Origin of the sequence: Gordonia aichiensis NBRC 108223 (assembly GCF_000332975.1) — a bacterium.
Classification (GTDB): Bacteria; Actinomycetota; Actinomycetes; order Mycobacteriales; family Mycobacteriaceae; genus Gordonia; species Gordonia aichiensis.
The window spans coordinates 64,417-85,451 of sequence record NZ_BANR01000008.1 but is presented as its reverse complement, the minus strand read 5'-3'; the positions used below and the strand labels follow the sequence as shown (position 1 = coordinate 85,451).

The 21,035-nt window shown below is 65.3% G+C and carries 18 protein-coding genes; 7 read left to right on the top strand and 11 right to left on the bottom strand.

Annotation, left to right across the window (positions count from 1 at the left end):
• Positions 1-11: 11 nt before the first annotated feature.
• From GOACH_RS11655 to serA, 4 genes are all read right to left on the bottom strand, one after another.
• A complete protein-coding gene (locus GOACH_RS11655; RefSeq protein ID WP_005174782.1) occupies positions 12-998 on the bottom strand; it encodes a hypothetical protein in 987 nt (328 codons plus the stop codon).
• Entirely contained in the window at positions 995-1,345 is a 351-nt protein-coding gene (locus tag GOACH_RS11650) for a GntR family transcriptional regulator (RefSeq protein ID WP_005174781.1), read from the bottom strand. Before GOACH_RS11650 ends, GOACH_RS11655 begins: the two co-directional genes overlap by 4 nt.
• Before the next feature lie 187 nt (positions 1,346-1,532).
• Positions 1,533-2,543, bottom strand: a complete 1,011-nt coding sequence (locus GOACH_RS11645) for a 3-isopropylmalate dehydrogenase (protein WP_005174780.1) — start codon at positions 2,541-2,543, stop codon at positions 1,533-1,535.
• A complete protein-coding gene (gene serA, locus GOACH_RS11640; RefSeq protein ID WP_040518471.1) occupies positions 2,540-4,135 on the bottom strand; it encodes a phosphoglycerate dehydrogenase in 1,596 nt (531 codons plus the stop codon). Before serA ends, GOACH_RS11645 begins: the two co-directional genes overlap by 4 nt.
• Before the next feature lie 342 nt (positions 4,136-4,477).
• Here serA and GOACH_RS11635 point away from each other — a divergent pair, with 342 nt between their 5' ends.
• Positions 4,478-5,140 (top strand): chymotrypsin family serine protease, encoded by a 663-nt coding sequence (locus GOACH_RS11635; RefSeq protein ID WP_040518450.1) that lies wholly within the window; start codon positions 4,478-4,480, stop codon positions 5,138-5,140.
• Positions 5,141-5,634: 494 nt separating this feature from the next.
• Here the strand turns inward: GOACH_RS11635 and ilvC are convergent, their stop codons facing one another.
• The 3 genes from ilvC to GOACH_RS11620 form a co-directional block, all read right to left on the bottom strand.
• Positions 5,635-6,648 carry a ketol-acid reductoisomerase gene (gene ilvC, locus GOACH_RS11630; RefSeq protein ID WP_005174775.1) on the bottom strand — a complete coding sequence of 338 codons (1,014 nt, stop codon included), beginning with the start codon at positions 6,646-6,648 and terminating at the stop codon, positions 5,635-5,637.
• Between the two features lie 98 nt (positions 6,649-6,746).
• Complete coding sequence (ilvN, locus tag GOACH_RS11625; RefSeq protein ID WP_005174774.1) at positions 6,747-7,247, bottom strand: acetolactate synthase small subunit; 501 nt, start codon at positions 7,245-7,247, stop codon at positions 6,747-6,749.
• Positions 7,244-9,214, bottom strand: a complete 1,971-nt coding sequence (locus tag GOACH_RS11620) for an acetolactate synthase large subunit (RefSeq protein ID WP_005174771.1) — start codon at positions 9,212-9,214, stop codon at positions 7,244-7,246. The genes ilvN and GOACH_RS11620 overlap by 4 nt, the downstream gene beginning before the upstream one ends.
• 336 nt (positions 9,215-9,550) lie before the next feature.
• Between GOACH_RS11620 and GOACH_RS11615 the strand changes: the two genes are divergently transcribed.
• The 3 genes from GOACH_RS11615 to ilvD all read left to right on the top strand — a co-directional run bounded on the left by GOACH_RS11615 (position 9,551) and on the right by ilvD (position 13,651).
• Positions 9,551-10,105, top strand: a complete 555-nt coding sequence (locus GOACH_RS11615; RefSeq protein ID WP_005174765.1) for a PH domain-containing protein — start codon at positions 9,551-9,553, stop codon at positions 10,103-10,105.
• A 95-nt stretch (positions 10,106-10,200) separates the two neighbouring features.
• Positions 10,201-11,544 carry a magnesium transporter gene (gene mgtE, locus GOACH_RS11610; RefSeq protein ID WP_005174764.1) on the top strand — a complete coding sequence of 448 codons (1,344 nt, stop codon included), beginning with the start codon at positions 10,201-10,203 and terminating at the stop codon, positions 11,542-11,544.
• Positions 11,545-11,806: 262 nt separating this feature from the next.
• Positions 11,807-13,651, top strand: coding sequence for a dihydroxy-acid dehydratase (gene ilvD / locus GOACH_RS11605; RefSeq protein WP_005174763.1), 1,845 nt, complete (start codon positions 11,807-11,809; stop codon positions 13,649-13,651).
• Between the two features lie 36 nt (positions 13,652-13,687).
• Here ilvD and GOACH_RS11600 read toward each other — a convergent pair whose 3' ends face one another.
• Positions 13,688-15,040 (bottom strand): DoxX family protein, encoded by a 1,353-nt coding sequence (locus tag GOACH_RS11600; protein ID WP_005174762.1) that lies wholly within the window; start codon positions 15,038-15,040, stop codon positions 13,688-13,690.
• 82 nt (positions 15,041-15,122) lie between these two features.
• On the opposite strand from GOACH_RS11600, the gene GOACH_RS11595 reads away from it, so the two are divergent.
• From GOACH_RS11595 to GOACH_RS11585, 3 genes are all read left to right on the top strand, one after another.
• A complete protein-coding gene (locus GOACH_RS11595; RefSeq protein ID WP_005174761.1) occupies positions 15,123-16,292 on the top strand; it encodes a PQQ-dependent sugar dehydrogenase in 1,170 nt (389 codons plus the stop codon).
• A gap of 131 nt (positions 16,293-16,423) precedes the next feature.
• A complete protein-coding gene (locus GOACH_RS11590) occupies positions 16,424-17,143 on the top strand; it encodes a TNT domain-containing protein (protein WP_005174759.1) in 720 nt (239 codons plus the stop codon).
• Positions 17,140-17,574 carry an Imm63 family immunity protein gene (locus tag GOACH_RS11585; RefSeq protein WP_005174757.1) on the top strand — a complete coding sequence of 145 codons (435 nt, stop codon included), beginning with the start codon at positions 17,140-17,142 and terminating at the stop codon, positions 17,572-17,574. The genes GOACH_RS11590 and GOACH_RS11585 overlap by 4 nt, the downstream gene beginning before the upstream one ends.
• A gap of 63 nt (positions 17,575-17,637) precedes the next feature.
• On the opposite strand, the gene gatB is transcribed toward GOACH_RS11585, so the two are convergent.
• From gatB to GOACH_RS11570, 3 genes are all read right to left on the bottom strand, one after another.
• A complete protein-coding gene (gatB, locus tag GOACH_RS11580; protein ID WP_005174755.1) occupies positions 17,638-19,140 on the bottom strand; it encodes an Asp-tRNA(Asn)/Glu-tRNA(Gln) amidotransferase subunit GatB in 1,503 nt (500 codons plus the stop codon).
• A gap of 45 nt (positions 19,141-19,185) precedes the next feature.
• Positions 19,186-20,220 (bottom strand): ATP-dependent 6-phosphofructokinase, encoded by a 1,035-nt coding sequence (locus tag GOACH_RS11575; protein WP_005174753.1) that lies wholly within the window; start codon positions 20,218-20,220, stop codon positions 19,186-19,188.
• Between the two features lie 104 nt (positions 20,221-20,324).
• The gene (locus GOACH_RS11570) at positions 20,325-21,032 is read right to left on the bottom strand and encodes a response regulator (RefSeq protein WP_040518468.1); all 708 of its coding nucleotides are present in this window, start codon (positions 21,030-21,032) and stop codon (positions 20,325-20,327) included.
• Positions 21,033-21,035: the final 3 nt, after the last annotated feature.

The following is a 21,035-nucleotide window of genomic DNA, read 5'->3' as shown; positions in this document are numbered from 1 at the left end:
TCCGTCGACGATCAGCGGTGCGAATGCGCTTGTGCGACCGAAGCATTCACCAGTCCCGCCGCCACGTCGGCGTCGGGGACGACCACGAGATCGCGGCTACCGTCGGATCGTGTGATCACCAGTGCGGGACCAGATCTCAGGACTATCCCGCGCGCCCCACGTAACCGTCCGTGCACACAGATCCGTTGACCGTACCCGCCGAAGTCACGCAGCGCGGAGACGTTGGTGACCTCCGCACGGACCACATCCTCCATCGGGATACCCAACCGGGGCCAGCCGATGATGCCGCGCACCGAGATCCGCTCGCGGTCGACACTCACCCGGGCCGACCAGACCATCACCACAGCCACGGCGACCACGATCCCAGGCGCCACCAACCACGGGTCGCTCAAAAGCACCGAGATCACCACGACCGCGAGGAGCACCAGTCCGAGAACAACCATCGAGCCGGTCGACGCCGAGACCCGACGTTGCCACAGAAAGCGTTCTCCCTCTGCGAGTTGCGCCATCGGCTGCTCTCCGAGCGGTGCGGGCGTCGGCGCATTCCGCGGTCGAATGAGCGCGACCGTGACAATCGCGACGATCACCCCGAGCACACCCGCGAGCGCGAGGGCGACAACCGGTGCATCCACGTCATCGACCGCGGTCGCACGTCGCTGGGTGCCGAGGATTGCCACGATGCCGGTCACGACGAACACCGCCCCTCCGTTGATGAGCGCGAGCACGAGACGCAGCAACCGCGTCTCGTCGACGTACCAGCCCGCCAGACCTCCCACGAGGGCGGCGATGGCAGCGGTGAGCACCACCGCGACGACGACACCGGGAATACTCGTCGTGCCGTCGACTCCGTCTGAGCCCCAATGGGTGGCAACCCGAGCCGGTAGCTCATCACGCCACAGCCACAGGAGCACCAGCGCTACCACCAGCGCGACGACCGACGGTAGAACTCCGAGTAGCGCGGTCACCACCCGGCTCTGACGACGCGACAGGTCATTCATGACATCCTCCTGGTGATTTCAAGCGAGAGTTCTTCAGGACCTACCCCGAACCTGCGGGCCGCGTCGACGAGTCGCTCCAGTGCATCAGCGAGCTCGGCGTTGCGTGGTGCATCTACCGAGACCACCGCTCCCCGGCCACGTCGGAGCTCGACGAGCCCTTCGTCACGGAGCTCCTGATAGGCGCGCAACACGGTGTGGATGTTGACATCGAGCGACGCCGCGAGGTCACGTGCCGCAGGCAGGCGCTCACCCCTGCCCAGTTCGCCGCGTGCGATGCCACCACGAACCGACGCGGCGATCTGAGCGAAGATCGGCGCGCGATCGGCGGGATCGATACGGATCAGCACACCGCAATCATATAGTTCTAGTTCAAATAGAACAATAGGAGGCAGGAGCACCAGGGGGAGTCGAGGTTGGACTCGAAGACGCGCAGACAGGTCCACATACGACGTCGGACCGGAACCCGAGGGGGTTCCGGTCCGACGCCTTGTCTTTGTGTTACTCGCAGATCCTGTTGTCTGAAGGTGCTGTTGTCTAGAGCCGCCCGAGGATCCGCTTGCCGATCTCACCGGTCGACAACGTTGCTCCGTCACGATCGAGCAGATCGTTCGCGACTGCTTTCTCGACACGGCGCGCTTCGTCGACGTATCCGAGGTGATCGAGCAGCAGTGCCACCGACAGGATCGCCGCGGTCGGGTCGGCCTTCTGCTGCCCGGCGATGTCGGGTGCGCTGCCGTGCACCGGTTCGAACATCGATGGATTGGTGCCCGTGGCATCGATGTTGCCCGACGCCGCCAGTCCGATCCCGCCACTGACCGCAGCGGCGATGTCGGTGATGATGTCGCCGAAGAGGTTATCTGTGACGATCACGTCGAACCGGCCCGGATCGGTCACGAGGTAGATCGTGGCCGCGTCAACGTGGCAGTAGTCGACGCTGACGTCCGGGTACTCCGCAGCAACGGCGTCAACGGTGCGACTCCACAGCGAGCCGGCGAACGTCAACACGTTGGTCTTGTGCACCAGGGTGAGGTGCTTGCGCCGGGCGGTCGCGCGCTCGAACGCATTACGCACCACGCGTTCGACGCCGAAGCGGGTGTTGACGCTGACCTCGGTGGCGACCTCATGCGGGGTGTCGACGCGGATGGCTCCACCGTTTCCGGTGTAGGGCCCCTCCGTGCCTTCGCGCACGACGACGAAATCGATGTCGGGATCGCCGGCCAACGGCGACGTCACGCCGGGGAAACGGTGCGACGGCCGCAGATTGATGTGGTGATCGAGCGCGAAACGCATCTTCAGCAGAAGACCACGCTCGAGAACACCGGACGGCACCGAGGGGTCGCCGATGGCGCCGAGGAGTATCGCGTCGTGCTCACGCAGTGAAGCGAGATCGTCGTCGGTGAGAAGTTCACCGTTGCGGTGGTAGCGACGTGCGCCGAGGTCGTATTCGGTGACGGCGACGTCGGATACCAGGGTCGTCAACACCTGCAGCGCCTCCGAGATGACCTCGGGGCCGATGCCGTCTCCCGCGATGACAGCGAGCTTCATGACAGATCCACCTGTTCGATCAGGGTGGAGTCGACCGCGTCGGAGATGGCCGACACCACAGCGTCGTCGACCTTCTTGCTCACACGCAGCATCATGGTCGCTCCGCCGCCCTCGGCGTCCTGCGAGAGTGCAGCGGCGAGGATGTCGATGCCTGCGTTGCCGAGCAGTGTGCCGATCTTGCCCAGTGAACCGGGCTGGTCGACGTAGCTGACGAGGAGGTTGAGTCCCTCGGCGCGGAGATCGAAGTTGCGGCCGTTGATGTTGACGATCTTTTCGACCTGCCGCGGCTCGGTGATCGCACCCGAGACGTTCTGCACCGAGCCGTCGGCGTAGACAGCCTTGACGTCGACGACGCTGCGGTGACTGGGACTCTCGGTATTCGTCAGAACCTCGCTCGTCACGCCTCGCTCGGCGGCGACCGTCGGCGCGTTGACGAAGGTCACCGGTTCGTCGAGCGCGGCGGAGAACAGCCCGCGCAGCGCCGACAACCCGAGCACATCGACGTTGCTCGATGCCAACTCACCGCGGACATCGACGACGATCGACGACGGTAGCTCGCTGCTGAGCGCACCGATCATCACACCGAGCTTGCGGGCCATCTCCAGCCACGGCGAGACCTCTTCATCGACTGCCCCGCCGGTGATGTTGACCGCGTCGGGTACGAAGTGTCCGGCAAGTGCCAGACGCACGCTCTTCGCAACGTCGGTACCTGCTCGGTCCTGTGCCTCGCTGGTCGACGCACCGAGATGCGGTGTCACGACGACCTGCGGCAGCTCGAACAGCGGCGAATCCGTGCACGGCTCGGTGGCGAACACGTCGAGACCCGCCGCACGGACCTGGCCGGAGGTGATGGCGTCGGCCAGCGCCTGCTCGTCGACAAGCCCGCCGCGGGCCGCGTTGACGATGATCACACCCTTCTTGGTCCGGGCGAGCTGGTCGGCACCGATCAGGCCGAGAGTCTCCGGAGTCTTCGGCAGGTGCACGGTCACGAAGTCGGCACGCTCGAGCAGTTCGTCGAGGCTGACCAGTTCGATGCCGAGCTGAGCGGCACGCGCCGGCGAGACATAGGGGTCGTAGGCGATGACATGGGTCTCGAACGCGGCCAGGCGTGCGGCGACGAGTTGTCCGATACGCCCGAGGCCGACGACGCCGACCGTCTTGTCGAAGATCTCGACGCCGTTGAACGACGACCGTTTCCATGTGTGCTCGCGCAGGGTGGCGTCTGCTGCGGGGATCTGACGTGCAGCGGCGAGCAGGAGCGTGACAGCGTGCTCGGCAGCTGTGTGGATGTTGGAGGTCGGTGCGTTGACCACCATCACGCCGCGCGCGGTTGCCGCGGGTACGTCGACGTTGTCGAGCCCCACGCCTGCCCGGGCAATGATCTTGAGCTTCTTGCCCGCCTCGAGGACATCCGCGTCGACAGTTGTCGCCGATCGCACGAGCAGCGCGTCCGCGTCCACCACTGCTTCGAGGAGTTTGGGGCGATCGGGGCCGTCGACCCACCGCACCTCGACGCCGTCGCCGAGCGCTTCCACCGTCGAGGGGGCCAGTTTGTCGGCGATCAGGACGACCGGACTGCCAGCTGAGGTCACAGTGAATTCTCCGTAGATCGGTTGCACAGGAATCGGGACGCCGGAGGCGCGCCGAACGTCGAACACGTATCGAAGCGCCGGGGACGTACGGCACTCAGCTTAGAGGTGCGCCCTACGCGCCTGAACAGCCGGTCTGCGTCGTCGACGAGCTCCCTCAGGAAATACCTGTACATTGTGATCGTCATTACGCGACCGCCCCGTCATCCCGTCTCGTCATCACAGAGAGGTTGCAAAGCAACCGCATCTGGATTCCATGTGGAGATCGAGTAGGTCGCCGACCGTTACGGTGTGCATGACCTGCCGAACAGGCGGGACCGGTGTTAACAAGAGTGGAGCATGTGAATGATGAGGAAGCTGACAGCAATGCTGGCTGTTCTCGCCGCGGTATTGCTGGCCGGCTGGGGTGCCGGTAGCGCCACTGCTGCCCCGGCAAAAATCTATCTCGGCGGTGGTTCGGGAATCCTGGTTCTCAAGGGCGGCAACAGCGCTTCGGCCTGTACCCTCACCACGATCGGCCGAGCGAAGACCGGCCAGATGATCGGTATCACCGCGGGCCACTGCGGCAAACCCGGCCAGAAGGTCATTTCCGAAACCTTCCAGAGCCGTGGCCAGGCGGGCGTCATCACCTACTCGGATCCCAAAGAGGACGTCGCACTGATCGAGTTCGACCAGAGTCGCGTCGTACCGTTGCGGAACGTCCACGGCGTGACGATCAACCGCATCGACACACGTCCGCTGGGCTTCCCCACCGTCGCATGCAAGCAGGGCCGCACCACCGGCAACACCTGCGGCATCTCGTGGTTCTCCGACGGCGACGTCCACTTCTCCCAGATCTGCGTCATCGAAGGTGATTCGGGCAGCCCGGTCGTCGTGGGCGACCGCCTCGTCGGCATGGTCAACGCCTACTACTTCGTCGGCTGCATCGGGCCGGAGACCGGCACCAACATCGGTCCTGTTCTCAACTACGTGAAGTCCACCAAGTACAAGGGCTTCTCACTGATCTGATCGACTGACCCCACTGTCGACGACAACGCCCCGAGGCAACCGTTTCGCCTCGGGGCGTTGTCATGTCGTGTGTGCCGGGGCCGGGCGTCGGCGCGAACCGCCCCTCACTCGACACCGAGTGCCACCGTCGATGCACGCCAACGGATCTCGTAACCGATGTCCACACCGTCCGAGGCGTCTCGATACTCGAGAGGACCTTCATAACTCACCCCGAAGACACCTGGATGCCTTGTGGCATGGCGAATAGAACGCTGAATGAGGCTGCCGCGCCGTGTCATTCGCACCTGGCCTCATGTCCGACGTCACCCACAGCGTCGTCGGCGTGCAGACACCGCTGCCTTCGGGTACGTCCGGGAAGTATTCGAGATCCTCCAACATCCAGAGTTCATCCACGTGTGCAGTGTGGCAGACGATCAGTCGGCCGATGCGTGAAAACGCCACCGGAGCGCTCCCCTCGACGGGGATCGGGCCGGTGGCGTTTCAGTGCTTGTGTATCAGGCGGTTTCGGTGATCGGGCGATCAACCCAGCTCATCAGGTCGCGCAGCTTCTTGCCGGTGACCTCGATCGGGTGCTCGGCGTTCTTCTTGCGCAGATCCTCGAGCTCCTTGTTGCCGCCCTCGACGTTCGCGACGAGGCGCTTCACAAAGGTGCCGTCCTGGATGTCGGACAGGATGGCGCGCATACGCTCCTTGGTGTCGGCGTCGATGACGCGCGGCCCCGACAGGTATCCGCCGAACTCGGCGGTGTCGGACACCGAGTAGTTCATCCGGGCGATACCGCCCTCGTACATGAGGTCGACGATGAGCTTCAGCTCGTGCAGCACCTCGAAGTAGGCCATCTCGGGGGCATAGCCGGCCTCGACCATGACCTCGAAGCCTGTCTTGACCAGTTCCTCGGTGCCACCGCAGAGCACAGCCTGCTCACCGAAGAGGTCGGTCTCGGTCTCTTCCTTGAAGGTGGTCTTGATGATGCCGGCACGACCACCACCGATGGCCGACGCGTAGCTCAACGCGAGCGCCTGGCCCTCTCCCTTGGGGTCCTGGTCGACAGCGATCAGGCAGGGCACTCCCTTGCCATCGACGAACTGACGACGAACCAGGTGCCCAGGGCCCTTCGGCGCCACCATCGCGACGGTGACGTTCTCGGGTGCCTTGATCAGGTCGAAGTGGATGTTGAGGCCGTGTCCGAAGAACAGCGCGTCACCGTCCTTCAGGTTCGGCTCGATGTCCTCGGTGAAGATCTTGGCCTGGCTCGTGTCGGGCGCGAGCAGCATGATCACGTCGGCCCACTCGGCGGCCTCGGCGTTGGACATGACCTTGAGGCCCTGCTCTTGCGCTTTCTCGCGCGACTTGGAGCCCTCACGCAGGCCGATCGCCACGTCGACGCCGGAGTCGCGCAGCGACAGCGAGTGCGCGTGTCCCTGGCTGCCGTAACCGATCACCGCGACCTTGCGGCCCTGGATGATCGACAGATCGGCATCGTCGTCATAGAACAATTCGATCGCCACAGTTGGATTCCCTTCACTATCTACTTGTGCCCCAGTCGAAGTGGTCTCGCGGCCGGGGCTCGTACGTTGTCGTTGCGACAGGTTGTGTTGCGAGAACGTCAGCGGTTGGCCGACATACTCTTGGGTCCTCGACCCAGTGTGACCGCACCGGACTGGGCGATCTCGCGGATGCCGTACGGATCGAGCATCCGCAGCAGTGCTTCCAGTTTCTCCGCCGTTCCGGTCGCCTCGACGGTCAACGACTCGGGTGAGACGTCGATCACCTTGGCGCGGAACAGATTCACGACCTCGATGACCTCGCTGCGCACCGAAGAATCGGAGCGCACCTTGACCATCATCAGCTCGCGGGACACCGACGACGCCGGGTCCTGCTCGACGATCTTGATCACGTTGATCAGTTTGTTGAGTTGCTTGGTGACCTGCTCGAGCGGGAAGTCCTCGACCGAGACCATGATGGTCATCCGCGAGACACCCTTCATCTCGGTCGGGCCGACAGCGAGTGACTCGATGTTGAATCCGCGCCGCGAGAACAGCGACGAGACACGCGCGAGGACACCGGGAAGGTCCTCGACCAGAACGCTCAGGGTATGAGTACTCACTTCCGACCCTCCTGGCCGAGATTGGTCTGCTGGTTGACGATTTCGTGGATATCGGCGACGTCCTCCGCCGCCGACTCGTCGTCGTCGAAGAGCGGCCGGATGTCGCGGGCCGCCATGATCTCGTCGTTGCCCGTCCCCGCTGCGACCATCGGCCAGACCTGCGCGTCGGCACCGACGATGAAGTCGATGACCACCGGCCGGTCGTTGATCTCACGGGCCTTGGCTATCACCTCGTCGACGTCGGCTTCGTTCTCCACGCGGAATGCCACGCAGCCCAACGCCTCTGCCAGCTTGACGAAGTCGGGGATGCGTCGGGAATGGGTCGACAGATCGGTATTGGAGTAGCGCTCCTCGTAGAACAGCGTCTGCCACTGGCGAACCATGCCCAGGTTGCCGTTGTTGATCAGTGCCACCTTGATCGGGATGCCCTCGATCGCGCACGTGGCCAGCTCCTGATTGGTCATCTGGAAGCAGCCGTCGCCGTCGATCGCCCACACCTCGGCGTCGGGGTCGGCCATCTTGGCCCCCATGGCTGCGGGAACCGCGTAGCCCATCGTGCCGAGGCCGCCGGAGTTCAGCCACGTACGCGGCTTCTCGTAGGAGATGAACTGCGCAGCCCACATCTGGTGCTGACCGACGCCCGCGCAGTACACGGCGTCGGGGCCCGCGAGTTGTCCCACGCGTGAGATGACGAACTCGGGTGACATCGACCCGTCGGCGGGACGGTCGTAGCTGAGCGGGTAGGTCCGCCGGATGCGGTCGAGGTACTCCCACCACGCCGTGAGATCCTGCGATGAATCGCTGGTGGCACGCTCGTTGCGCAGCGTCTCGATGAGATCGGAGATGACTGCCTTGCAGTCACCGACGATCGGCACGTCGGCAACACGGTTCTTACCGATCTCGGCCGGATCGATGTCTGCGTGAATCACCTTCGCGTCGGGTGCAAACGACGACAGCTGTCCGGTGACGCGGTCGTCGAAGCGTGCGCCGAGTGTGATCAGCAGGTCCGAACGCTGAAGTGCGGCAACGGCTCCCACGGTGCCGTGCATCCCGGGCATGCCGAGGTGCTGCGGATGCGAATCCGGGAACGCGCCGCGGGCCATGAGAGTGGTGACGACGGGGATGCCGGTCAGCTCTGCGAGTTCGAGCAGTTCCGGCGACGCGTTGGCCTTGATCACACCGCCGCCGACGTAGAGCACGGGGTTCTTGGCAGCGTTGATGAGGCGTGCAGCCTCACGGACCTGCTTGCCATGCGGCTTGGTCACCGGGCGGTAGCCGGGCAGATCGATCTGGGGCGGCCACGAGAAGGTGGTCTGTGCCTGCAGGATGTCCTTGGGGATGTCGACGAGGACAGCGCCCGGCCGCCCGCTCTCGGCGATGTGGAACGCCTCCGCGATGATCCGGGGGATGTCGATGGCGTTGCTCACCAGGAAGTTGTGCTTGGTGACCGGCATCGTGATGCCGGAGATGTCGGCCTCCTGGAACGCGTCGGTACCGATCAGCGCCCGCCCGACCTGTCCGGTGATCGCCACGACGGGAACCGAGTCCATCTGCGCGTCGGCCAGCGGCGTGACGAGGTTGGTCGCACCGGGACCCGAGGTCGCCATCATGACACCGGCACGACCGGTGACCTGCGCGTAGCCGGTTGCGGCGTGACCCGCACCCTGCTCGTGACGAACGAGGACGTGACGCACCTTCTGCGAGTCCAGTAGCGGATCATAGACCGGCAGGACAGCGCCCCCCGGAATCCCGAAGACGACCTCGACGCCGAGTTCCTCGAGCGACCTGACCACCGACTGCGCGCCGCTGACGCGTTCGGGTGCAACGGTGTTCTGCTGCACGGCGCGGAGAGTGCCCGCCGCCGGCGACTGTTCGCGCAGCACAGAGGCTGCGGTGCCATTACTCTTGGCTGCGGGCTCGGTCCTGGCGTCGGCCCCGCCGGCGGCGCGGGCTGTTGGTGCGCTCACTGCACGGTCCTCACATCTTCTGCTCGGTGTCCTGTGACGGACTGGGATTCAATTGGCTTGTGATGGCGTATGGAGATCGGGTCACCATGCCGTTGACAACAAAAAACCCCCGACAGCAAGGCTGTTCGAGGGTGGCGCGTCGATGCTGGCTGGGTCTACGAAGTGACCGGTCAGGCGACGACGCGCCGGCCGATTACTACGAGAAGATCCTTGTGCATCACGTTGTTCACGGTAGGACCGCGCCCATCACAGAGTCAAACTACGGACACTTCAGTCCCACATCGTGAGAAAGTACTGCGTGACCGGGCGGTATCGTCCGGATGTCACAATGGGAGGGTGTCCTCCCCCTCCGACCACACGACGCACGACTCCGCCGTAGACGACTCCGCACGGCACAGCAGCCACGCGACCGCACGGGTCGACGCCACTGCGGGCGACGCTCACGCACATGTCGACGCCGAGGCTGTGCACGACGAGACGAGCGCTCCCGAGGTGGTCGAGCTCCCGCAGGTGTTCCGGGTCCAGAAGCTGGCCTACTTCACCATTCCGGCAGCGTTCATCGTGGTCATCATCCTCGCAGGCGCCTCGCTGGTGTGGCTCGGATGGACCCTGATCCTCCCTGTCGTCCTCGCGCTGTGGATCGCGCGCGTGCGAACCATCGTGACCGAGGACGGGATCACCGCGGTCGGGACGTTCCGAACGAGACGAATCCCGTGGTCTGACATCGCCGGTCTGCAGTTCTCCAAGTGGGGGCCTGTCCGCGCCGTGCTGACCGATGATTCGACGGTGCGCCTGCCCGCACTGATGTTCCGCGATCTCCCCCGCTTGTCGGCTGCGAGCCGCGGTCGGATACCCGACCCGTACGCCGCAGCCGCAGCCGCCGAGGACTGACTTCGCGAACGCCATGGCCGGCGTCCGGCGGGACCGCACGCGTGTCGTCGGTTCGCCACCCGGTGCCGGCGTAGCAACGCGTTTAGGGTCGGATCGTGCACACGCCGACGATCACGCCCCACGCCGTGAAAGAGCTCATCGACGACGGCGACCTCGCGACGCTGACGCGACTCATGCGCGACCTGCCGCCCACCGAGATCGCCTCGATCGGCAACCACCTTCCCCGCAAACAGGCGAGCATCGCCTTCCGCATGCTGCCCAAGTCGACTGCCCTCGACGTGTTCGAGCATCTCTCGCCACGGGTGCAACAGGGATTGATCGACGAGTTGGGCACCACCGAGGTCGGCGAATACTTCGCGAGTCTCGATCCCGACGACCGTGCCGAACTTCTCGACGAACTACCCACCCCCATCGCCCACGAACTGGTCGCGACGCTGCGCCGCGACGAGCGCGAGGCCACCGCCGTGGTGCTCGGATTCCCGCGCGGATCCGTCGGCAGGCGAATGAGTCCGGAGATCGTGCACGCCGTCGTCGACGACACCGCCGAGTCCGTCCTCGAGCAGGTCAAAGCCGTAGGCGACCGTGTCGAGACCATCTACACCATCCCAGTCACCGAGCCCGACCGAGAACTCGCGGGCGTGGTGAGTCTGCGCGATCTGCTACTCGCCGATCCGGGCACCACGATGACCGAGCTCATGCGGAGCCCCGTGTCCGCCCGGGCAGACGACGACGCGGAACAGACCGCCCAACGCTGCGTCGAGCGGGGCATCCTCGCCACTCCCGTCGTCGACAGCGACAACAAGGTCGTCGGCGTCCTCACGCTCGACGACGCGATCGAGGTCATCGAGCAGGCCAGGGACGAGGACCAGGCGCGAGCGGGCGCCAGCGAGCCCCTCGAGGAGCCCTACCTACTGGCGTCGGTCTGGCGCATCACCCGATCACGGGTCGTGTGGCTGTTCGTCCTCGCGGTGTCGGCGATCCTCACGGTCAACGTGCTCGAGATCTTCGAGGCGACGCTCGATCAGATGGTGGCCCTCGCACTATTCATTCCACTGCTGACCGGTATCGGCGGCAACACCGGTTCGCAGGCCGCGGTCACGGTGACCCGCGCATTGGCCGTCGACGACGTACGCACCCGCGACGTAGCACGTGTGGTCTCCAAGGAATTCCGGGTGGGACTCACCCTCGGCGCGTGCCTGGGTGTGGTCGGCTTCGCCGTCGCCTCGCTGGCGTATGACACCAGCATCGGCACGGTCATCGGCTTGACCATCGTCGCCATCTGCACCATGGCAGCAACCGTCGGCGGACTGATGCCACTGGCGGCGAAGTCCATCCACGTCGACCCCGCCGTCTTCTCGACCCCGTTCATCTCCACATTCTGCGACGCGACGGGACTCATCATCTACTTCACCATCGCCAAGGCGGTGCTCAAGATCTGAGCCCGACCGCACAGCGGTCGGTTTTGTTGCCGCATGTCAGCGGGGAGTACCGTGAATTGTCGAGCCCGAATCGTCGCGTCTATCGGCGTCGACGACCGGTTGCTCACAGCCCAGACGAACCCCGGCGCGGACCCGCCGCGGTGTCAGGCGCAGATGTCTGCGACGAATATTTGTGCCGGGCGCGACGTTGTCACGCACAACGACGCGCAACGAGTCCACACGCTCCGCCCTGTGCGGACACCGAACTGATCGAGGAATCTCCATGCCAGCCTTGAGGTCACGAACCACCACTGTCGGTCGCGAAGCGTCCGGCGCTCGCGCACTGTGGCGCGCAACCGGAATGTCCGAAGACGATTTCGGCAAGCCGATCGTCGCCATTGCCAACTCGTACACGCAGTTCGTGCCCGGTCACGTGCACCTCAAGAACGTCGGAGAGATCGTCGCGGAGGCCGTGGCGGCCGCAGGCGGGGTGTCCAAAGAGTTCAACACGATCGCCGTCGACGACGGAATCGCGATGGGCCATGGCGGCATGCTCTACTCGCTGCCGAGCCGCGAGATCATCGCCGACTCCGTCGAGTACATGGTGAACGCGCACACCGCCGATGCTCTCGTCTGTATCTCCAACTGCGACAAGATCACTCCGGGAATGCTCAACGCGGCGATGCGCCTGAACATACCGACGGTGTTCGTCTCCGGCGGTCCGATGGAGGCCGGGACCTCCGTCGTGATCAACGGCGTCGTTCATCCGGGCACCGACCTCATCGACGCGATCAGCGCCTCGGCCGACAGCAACGTCAACGACGACGAACTGCTCACCGTCGAGCGCTCGGCATGCCCGACGTGCGGCTCGTGCTCGGGCATGTTCACCGCCAACTCGATGAACTGTCTGACCGAGGCACTCGGCCTGTCGCTGCCCGGCAACGGATCGACATTGGCGACCCAGGTCGCCCGACGCGACCTGTTCACCAAGGCAGGCACGCTGGTCGTCGACATCGCCAAGCGCTACTACCACGACGACGACGAGTCAGTGCTGCCGCGCAGCGTCGCCACTCGCGAGGCCTTCGAGAACGCGATGGCGCTCGACGTCGCCATGGGTGGCTCCACCAACACAGTCCTGCACATCCTCGCGGCCGCCCAGGAGGGCGAGGTCGACTTCACCCTCACCGACATCGACCGCATCTCGCGCAACGTCCCCTGTGTCTGCAAGGTCGCACCGAACTCTCCGAAGTACTACATGGAGCACGTGCACCGCGCCGGCGGCATCCCCGCGATCCTGGGCGAGCTGAATCGCGGTGGGCTGCTCAACACCGATGTCCGTCCGGTCCACGCCCCGTCGCTCGAGGCGTACCTGGCCGACTGGGACATTCGTAGCGGCACCGCGATCCCCGAGGCGATCGAGCTCTTCCACGCAGCGCCGGGTGGCGTTCGCACCACCGAACCGTTCTCGACGTCGAATCGCTGGGAGTCGTTGGACACCGACGCCGCCGACGGCTGCATCCGCGATATCGAGCACGCCTACACCGTCGAAGGTGGCCTGTGTGTCCTGCACGGCAACCTCGCCGAGAACGGTGCGGTCCTCAAGACCGCGGGTGTCGACGAGTCGCTGTGGCACTTCCAAGGACCCGCGCGCGTCGTCGAGAGCCAGGAGGACGCGGTTCACGCCATCCTGTCCAAAGAACTGCAGGCGGGCGAAGTCCTGGTGATCCGCTACGAGGGACCGGCGGGCGGACCGGGTATGCAGGAGATGCTGCACCCGACGGCCTTCATGAAGGGCACAGGCATGGGCAAGAAGTGCGGTCTGGTCACCGACGGGCGGTTCTCCGGCGGATCATCGGGGCTCGTGATCGGTCACGCCTCCCCCGAGGCCGCCGCAGGCGGCGACATCGGCCTGGTCGAAAACGGTGACGAGATCCTCATCGACGTCGCGACCCGCACGCTGAAGATGTTGGTCGACGACGACGTGCTCGCCGAGCGCCGCGCGAAGATGGAGGCCTCCGAGCGTCCGTGGCAGCCCAAGGATCGCGATCGCAAGGTCTCGACTGCGCTGCGCGCTTACGCCAAGCTTGCGACGTCAGCCGATCAGGGCGCAGTTCGCAAGGTCGACTGAGAGATCACGCGCCGATCACCCGTCCGCCCGTTCACCTCACCGGGGATTCCCCGGTGAGGTGAACGGATCGGTGCCGTTGCAGAAGATCCAGATCACGCAGGCGACGGCGACGGCGACGACCAGCCACAACACCGACCCGACGAACGGGCGCCGTGCCCATCCGCGTGGGTAGTCGAGCGAGTACAGACCCGGCCCGGTGAGAACCAGAGCCGCGGCCGCCGCGGCCATCATCAGTTCGAACTCAACACCGTTCGCGGTCGCGAAGAACTCGAATCCGCCGCTCGTCGTGATTCTGAACGCGGCAGCCAACAGCATCACCGCCACGATCGCCGACGCTCCGATCGGCGTGAGTAGCCCAACGATCACCATGAGACCGCCGATCGTCTCAGCGAGTGCGATGCCCGCGGCCAGCGGTTTGGCGGCATCGGCTGCGAACCCGATCGCGGGGTTGGCGGTGTTGAGCAGCTCGTTCGCGAATCCGTCGAGACCGGCGCCGTTCCACCAGCCGAACAGGTGCGACAAGCCGTGAGCCATGACGACGACGCCGACGGCCACCCGCAGCAGCAGAAGTCCGAGGTCGAGTGTGCCGCGCCGCGCGCGCGGCACCGCTGCGGTGTCCGAGTCACCGTGGCCGGTGTGCTCGTGCGACGGCCCCGCGTCGCCGTGCCCGTCACCTATGGCGGCGGTCTCGGTGAGATCGGGATGGGCGAGAGCGGGATGGGCGAGAGCGGGGTCGGAAGCTGCGGCGTCGATGACCGCGGTGTCGTGGCGTTCAGTGACAGGCTCGGCGACCCCATATACCTCGTCGTATCCCGCATCGCGGTACTCGGGCGCGGGATCGGGCGTTGCAGGCTCGGATGCGCGTTGAGCACTCACAAACCGTTCGGTGTCGGTGTCGTCGGCGCGCTGCGGCGCGGGCCTGCGACGCGTCCGGCCCGCCGACGGTGACGAGGGTCGGCCCGCCGACGGTGACGAGGGTCGGCCCGCCGACGGTGACGAGGGTCGGCCCGCCGACGGTGGCGTCGCGGAGAACGGACGCGTGTGCACATCGTCCGGATCCAGATCGTCGAGTCCCTCGACGCGAGTCATTCGTCCGCGAGAGTGCCTGTCGTAGAAGGAATCGCGGTCGTCGACATCACGTTGCTGGACGGGGATGCGTCCGGTGGTCTCGTCGTATGGGCTGGCCGAATCGCCAACCGGAGGCTGCTCTCCCGTCGAACCCCCACCGTTCGAGCTGTCGTAGGGTTCGTCGGTTCCGGTTTCAGCGTTACCTGTCGCGACCTTCCCGGTACCGTTCCCGGCGACCTCGGCGCGCTGACCGCGATCGTCGGAGCCGAATTCTGCTCCGGAGACGTCGTCGGCTGTAGTCCGGTCGTCTCGTTCAGTCACACAGTCGACTGTAGATCGTTGCCCGACGCCCGCCGCCCAACAGCGCGCGGTGAGTCGTCGGCCATCGCCTACTGTGGTGTTCATGCGTGAGGGGCGGAAGAAGCGGCATGCAGCCGCCGGATACCGACGGCTGCGCTTCTGGGCGCTGCTGACGGGCATGATCATGCTGCTCGTGGCCACGCTCGCCGGATGTGCCGACTTCTCCGGGCAGGATCGTGACAGGTCTGCGGGCCAATTCTCTGCCAACAACGAATCCCTGCAGCAGAAGCAACAGACGCCCACTCCTGCGCCGAGCACGCCCGAGAATCCCGGGCCGCCGCCGACCGGGCCGTGCGTCGATCCCGACCCGCAGGTGATCGCCACCTGCCTCGCGTCCACCGGAGGCGTGATGGCGGGCGACGACCAGGCGACCACAACGGTCGTCGCCGAACGGACGACGGGCAAGCTGATCACCGCCAAGAGATACGGCCCGCAACGGGCGATCGCCTCGTTCGACGTCGACGGTTCGGGCGATGGCGGCCTCATCGACTTCGCGTTGTCGCCCTCCTACAGCCAGGACCGCCTCATCTACGCGCTGATCACCACGGCGTCGGACAATCGGGTGGTCCGCATTGCACCGGGTGACGTCGCCAAGCCCATTCTGACCGGGATTCCCAAGGGCGCCACCGGAAACATGGGTGCACTGTACTTCCGCTCTCCCACCGAACTCCTCGTCGCCACAGGCGATGCGGGCGATCCGGCGGCGGCCGCCAACCCCTCGTCACTGGCGGGCAAATTGCTGTCCGTCACATCCTTCGGATCGGGCGCCAACCCCGCACCGAAAGTCCTCGCGTCGGGTTTCGCCTCGAATGTGGCGCTCTGCCACAACGACACCGGAGCGCTCTACGTGTCCGACCGCACGTCGACCGAGGACCGCTTACAGATCGTCGAATCCGCGGGCCCCAAGGTGCTGTGGACCTGGCCGGACCGGCCCGAGGTCGCCGGGTGCGCGGTCTCGGCGGGCCAGATCTTCGTCACGACCACTCGCACCCAGCAGATCCTCTCCCTTACCGAACCGACTCGCGACAAACCGACGATCACCCCGCCGGTGGTGGTTCTCGAGAAGCGCTACGGCGCTCTCGGCAGGATCGTCAGTTCCACCAGCGGCGCCATGCTTTTCGCGACCGTGAACAAGGCTTCAGGAAATCCTGTCGGCACCGACGACCGCGTCGTGCGTTTCATTCCACCTGCATCGTCGGAGAACAGGACCTGACTGCGGAGAACGCTCTCCGAGTCGTGTGCTGTCGACCGATGCTCGGGCAGATTCCGCGACAAGTGCGAGGATCGGGGGGCAGCTGCCTCTAGGCTGCCATCACCACCAATCATCTGCGAAAGGCACGGCCGATGCGTCGTCGCGTTCTTGTTCTCGCACTCTCGTTCATCGTCACCCTCGCTTTCGGTTCTGTCGGTGTGGCGACAGCAGCTCCGTGGCCCGCCTGGCCCGATCTCGGCAGTCTCGGTCAGGGACCGGGTACTTCGGCGGGCTGCTCCGCAGACCTGTACAGCCCGGGCGACTGGCGCCTCGGCCCGAAGGAACTCTCTACCGAAGCACCAGTCGGGCCCGAGCTGATCGGCTACAAGAGGCTGGGGAACTTCACCGATCCCCAGGACTTCTTGACCAAGTGGTGGGATCCGAATGCAGTCCCCCAGCCGAGCTGGCGCTACCCCGAACAACAGGGATATGTGATCAGGAACGGCAAGCCGGTCAAGCGTCGCGCCACGCTGGCAGTCGGCAAGAGCATCGACCGCTACGGCGGCGAGGGCGGCAACTTCTTCGCACCCACGGGCACGAGATATGCGAAACGCTCTCTGCCACCGTCGAATCTCGTCAACAGCGCGAGTCCCCGATACTGCAACTACCACGTCTACCAAGTGGTCAAACAGCTCCCGCTCTACAGCGGCCCGATCGCGCCCGCCTTCGAACAGCCCGGCCTCGGCACACAATACGAAGTGGTGCAACAGCTCCTGCCGAGTAATCCGCAGTGCGGAACCACCGTCAACGTCGGATGGCTGCTGTGTGCCGGGTACCTGTTGCAGACCTTTCCGCCGGTGACCGCGGGATGACTGTCGTCGATGGCGGGCTCGATGAATCGATGAAGTCACGCATCGTCGAACTCGGTCGTCGGATGGGCGCCATCGACGAGGATCTGCCCGAACTGTCGCACCTTCGTGATGACGGCGTCCCGTCATGCTGGCAGAAGCACGGCGTGTGGCACCTGACTGTCAGGGAACGGGCCAACATCGTCTCCGACCGTCAGACCACCTCAGCCGACGAATTCCTCTTCTTCGTGGCGGAATCGATCGCTGAGAGGATGTCCCGGCGACTGCATCCACCAGGCACACCCGATTTCCGTCGGGTGTCGTGGCAAGCGCAGTTCGACATCCTGCGCACAATCAACCCGGCATGGGCCGACACCTGGTTGCGCCAGACGCGGTCACAACTCGTCGATGCGGGTGTCGACGACGACGTGATCGCGTTGCTTCCAACGGGGTGAGCGACCAGCGCCGTGAGTCCGCAGGGGTCAGCTCGACGGTGCACACCCTGGCGCCTCAGATGCTCAGGAACAGGCAGCGATGACCAGTTCCTTCACCCTGGCCGGATCGGCCTGGCCGCGCGTCGCCTTCATGACGTCGCCGACGATCTTTCCGGCGGCGGCCACCTTGCCGCCCCGGATCTTGTCGGCGATGTCGGGGTTGGCCGCGAGCGCCTCGTCAACCGCCTTCTGCAGCGCAGAGTCGTCGCGGACAACCTCGAGTCCGCGGTCGGCGACGATCTGCTCGGGCTCACCCTCGCCGTCGAGCACCGCGACCGCGACCTGTTGCGCGAGCTTGGTCGTCAGCTTGCCCTCATCGACGAGTCCGATGATCGTGGCAACCTGAGCGGGTGTGATGGCCAGGTCGGCGAGTTCGACCTCGCGGGAATTGGCCTGTTGCGCCAGGAACGACACCCACCAGCCACGTGCGGCCTCGGGAGAGGCACCGGCATCGACCGTCGCGATGATGAGGTCGACTGCGCCGACATTCACCAGATCACGCATCACCTCGTCGGAGACACCCCATTCGGTCTGTATCCGCGCGCGACGTACCCACGGTAGTTCGGGAAGCGCCGCGGCGATCTCTGCCACCCACGCCGAATCCGGTTGCACGGGAGGAAGATCGGGCTCCGGGAAGTACCGGTAGTCTTCTGCGGTCTCTTTCCGACGCCCAGCCGACGTGGTGCCGTCGGCCTCGTGGAAGTGCCGGGTCTCCTGGATGACCTCGCCGCCCGACTCGAGAACCGCTGCCTGCCTGCGCATCTCGTACGCCACAGCGACCTCGACACTCTTGAGTGAGTTGACGTTCTTGGTCTCGGTGCGGGTGCCGAACTCGGTGGCGCCCTTGCGCATCAGCGAGACATTGGCGTCGCAGCGCAGTGAGCCCTGGTCCATCCGAACGTCGGAGACGTCGAGAGACTTGAGCAGGTCGCGCAATGCCGATACGTAGGCGCGCGCTACCTCCGGTGCTCGCGCACCCGCGCCGGTGACCGGCTTCGTCACGATCTCGACGAGCGGTACACCCGCGCGGTTGTAGTCGAGGAGCGAGTGGTCGGCACCGTGGATTCGGCCGTCACCACCGACGTGCAGCGACTTGCCCGTGTCCTCCTCCATGTGTGCACGCTCGATCTCCACCCGCCAGGTCGTTCCGTCGGAGAGCACCACGTCGAGATGACCGTCGTAGGCGATCGGATCGTCGTACTGGGAGATCTGATAGTTCTTGGGCTGGTCCGGATAGAAGTAGTTCTTGCGTGCGAACGTGCTCGACGGTCGGATCGAGCAGTTCAACGCCAGGCCGATACGGATCGCGTACTCGATGGCCTTTGCATTGGCCACCGGCAACGACCCCGGCAGCCCGATACACACCGAGCACACCTGGGTGTTGGGATCTGCACCGAAGGTGGTCGGGCACGCACAGAACATCTTGGTGTCGGTGCCGAGCTCGACGTGCACCTCGAGCCCCAGAACGGGATCGAACTCATCGATGACCTGGTCGTAGTCCATCAGTTCGGCGGTCGCGGCAGTCATGGCACCCAGTTTATGCGTGCGCGCATCGCCGGGTCGGTCGGGTCGTCAGCCGAAGATGACCCGCATCTCCTGATACTGGGCCGCGGGCACCTGCTTGTGGTTGGCGAGCGCCTCGTCGAACGTGGTGCGCTCGATCTCCGTCCCACGCAGCACGACCATCTGCCCCCAGCCCTTGTCGGCGACGAGGTCGGTGGTGGCCATACCGAGTCTGGTGGCCAGTACCCGGTCAAAAGCGGTCGGAACACCGCCGCGTTGCACGTGGCCGAGGACGGTCGCGCGAGTCTCGATCCCGGTGCGTTCCTCGATCATCGGTGCGAGAACCTCGGCGATGCCGCCGAGTCGGGGACGGTTGAATCCGTCGAGTCCCTTGGTCGAGTGCGCGGTCTCCATGTCGGGCAACGTGAAACCCTCGGCGACGACGACCATCGGCGAGCGGCCACGATTCTTGACGCTCGTGACCCACGCGCAGATCTGGTTCAGGCTTTCCGGATGCTCGGGAATCAGGATCGCATGCGCACCACCCGCAATGCCCGAATGCAACGCGATCCACCCCGCGTGACGGCCCATCACCTCGAGCACCATGCAGCGTTTGTGAGAGTTGCCCGTGGTGCGCAGACGATCGATTGATTCGGTGGCGATCTCGACAGCGGTGTTGAAGCCGAACGTGTAATCGGTGGCGGCGATGTCGTTGTCGATGGTCTTGGGAACACCGACGATGTTGATGCCGTCCTCGTAGAGCCGCTGCGAGGCGGCAGCGGTGCCGTCTCCACCGATTGCGATCACACCGTCGATCTCGAGGTTCTTGAGTACCTTCTTGATGTTCTCGGCGCCGCCGTCGGGTTCGGAATACGGACCGAAACGGCTGGTACCGAGGATCGTTCCGCCCTCGTGGCTCAGGCCGCGGACGCGTGTGCGAGAGAGCTCGATGATGTCGCCGTACACCAGCCCGTACCAACCGTCACGGAAGCCGACGAACTCCTGTCCGTAGACAGTCTCGCCCTTGAGGACCGCGCCACGGATCACCGCATTGAGACCCGGGCAATCGCCTCCGGAGGTGAGGATGCCGTATCTCTTCGCCATGTGTCTTCTTGCCTTCCGCCGTCCGGGTTGACGCTGTCCAATCTAGTGGGCTGCGGTGCACCGCGCCGGACGACGACGAATGCCGGCACCTCTGACAACCCGCGTCACTTCACGCCGTTCTCGTAGGCGTAGACGACGGCTTGAGCGCGATCACGCAACCCCAGTTTTCCGAGCAGTCCGCTGACGTGCGTCTTGACCGTCTGCTCGGTGACGAACAGCTCGCCCGCGATCTCGGCGTTGGACTTTCCCTCCGCCACGAGCTCGAGCACCTCACGCTCGCGTGGTGTGAGCGAGCCGAGCTCGGGCGACCGGGTGCGGCGCTCACGCCGTGCCGTCACCTCGGCGATGAATCTGCGGGTGATCGACGGCGCCAGCAACGCCTCGCCCGCTGCTACCACACGTACGGCGCGCACGAGTTCGTCAGCGGGCGCGTCCTTGAGCAGGAAGCCGGACGCGCCGATGCGGAGCGCCTCGTACACGTAGTCGTCGATGTCGAAGGTCGTCAGCATCAGCACGCGTGTGTTGCCCGCAGCGCCGTTCGCCGGGCTTCCCCCATCCGTGGCGGATTCGACGGTCGGCTGGCCGGACCGCTGCCCGGCCAGGATGCGCTGTGCCGCCCACAGTCCGTCGCGCCTGGGCATCCGCACATCCATGAGTACGACGTCAGGCCTCACCCTGGCGCACAACTCGACGGCCTCGACACCGTCGGCGGCGTCGCCGAGAACCGAGAAGTCGGGCTGGGCGGCGAGCAGCGCCGAGAATCCCTGTCGGACCATTGCCTGGTCGTCGACGATGACAAGCGTGATCGGCACCGG

Bases quoted from the DNA above. Each gene is read 5' to 3' on its own strand.
- GOACH_RS11655 (WP_005174782.1), bottom strand. From the start codon at position 998: ATGAATGACCTGTCGCGTCGTCAGAGCCGGGTGGTGACCGCGCTACTC.
- GOACH_RS11645 (WP_005174780.1), bottom strand. From the start codon at position 2,543: ATGAAGCTCGCTGTCATCGCGGGAGACGGCATCGGCCCCGAGGTCATC.
- GOACH_RS11635 (WP_040518450.1), top strand. From the start codon at position 4,478: ATGATGAGGAAGCTGACAGCAATGCTGGCTGTTCTCGCCGCGGTATTG.
- ilvD (WP_005174763.1), top strand. From the start codon at position 11,807: ATGCCAGCCTTGAGGTCACGAACCACCACTGTCGGTCGCGAAGCGTCC.
- GOACH_RS11595 (WP_005174761.1), top strand. From the start codon at position 15,123: ATGCGTGAGGGGCGGAAGAAGCGGCATGCAGCCGCCGGATACCGACGG.
- GOACH_RS11590 (WP_005174759.1), top strand. From the start codon at position 16,424: ATGCGTCGTCGCGTTCTTGTTCTCGCACTCTCGTTCATCGTCACCCTC.
- GOACH_RS11585 (WP_005174757.1), top strand. From the start codon at position 17,140: ATGACTGTCGTCGATGGCGGGCTCGATGAATCGATGAAGTCACGCATC.
- gatB (WP_005174755.1), bottom strand. From the start codon at position 19,140: ATGACTGCCGCGACCGCCGAACTGATGGACTACGACCAGGTCATCGAT.
- GOACH_RS11575 (WP_005174753.1), bottom strand. From the start codon at position 20,220: ATGGCGAAGAGATACGGCATCCTCACCTCCGGAGGCGATTGCCCGGGT.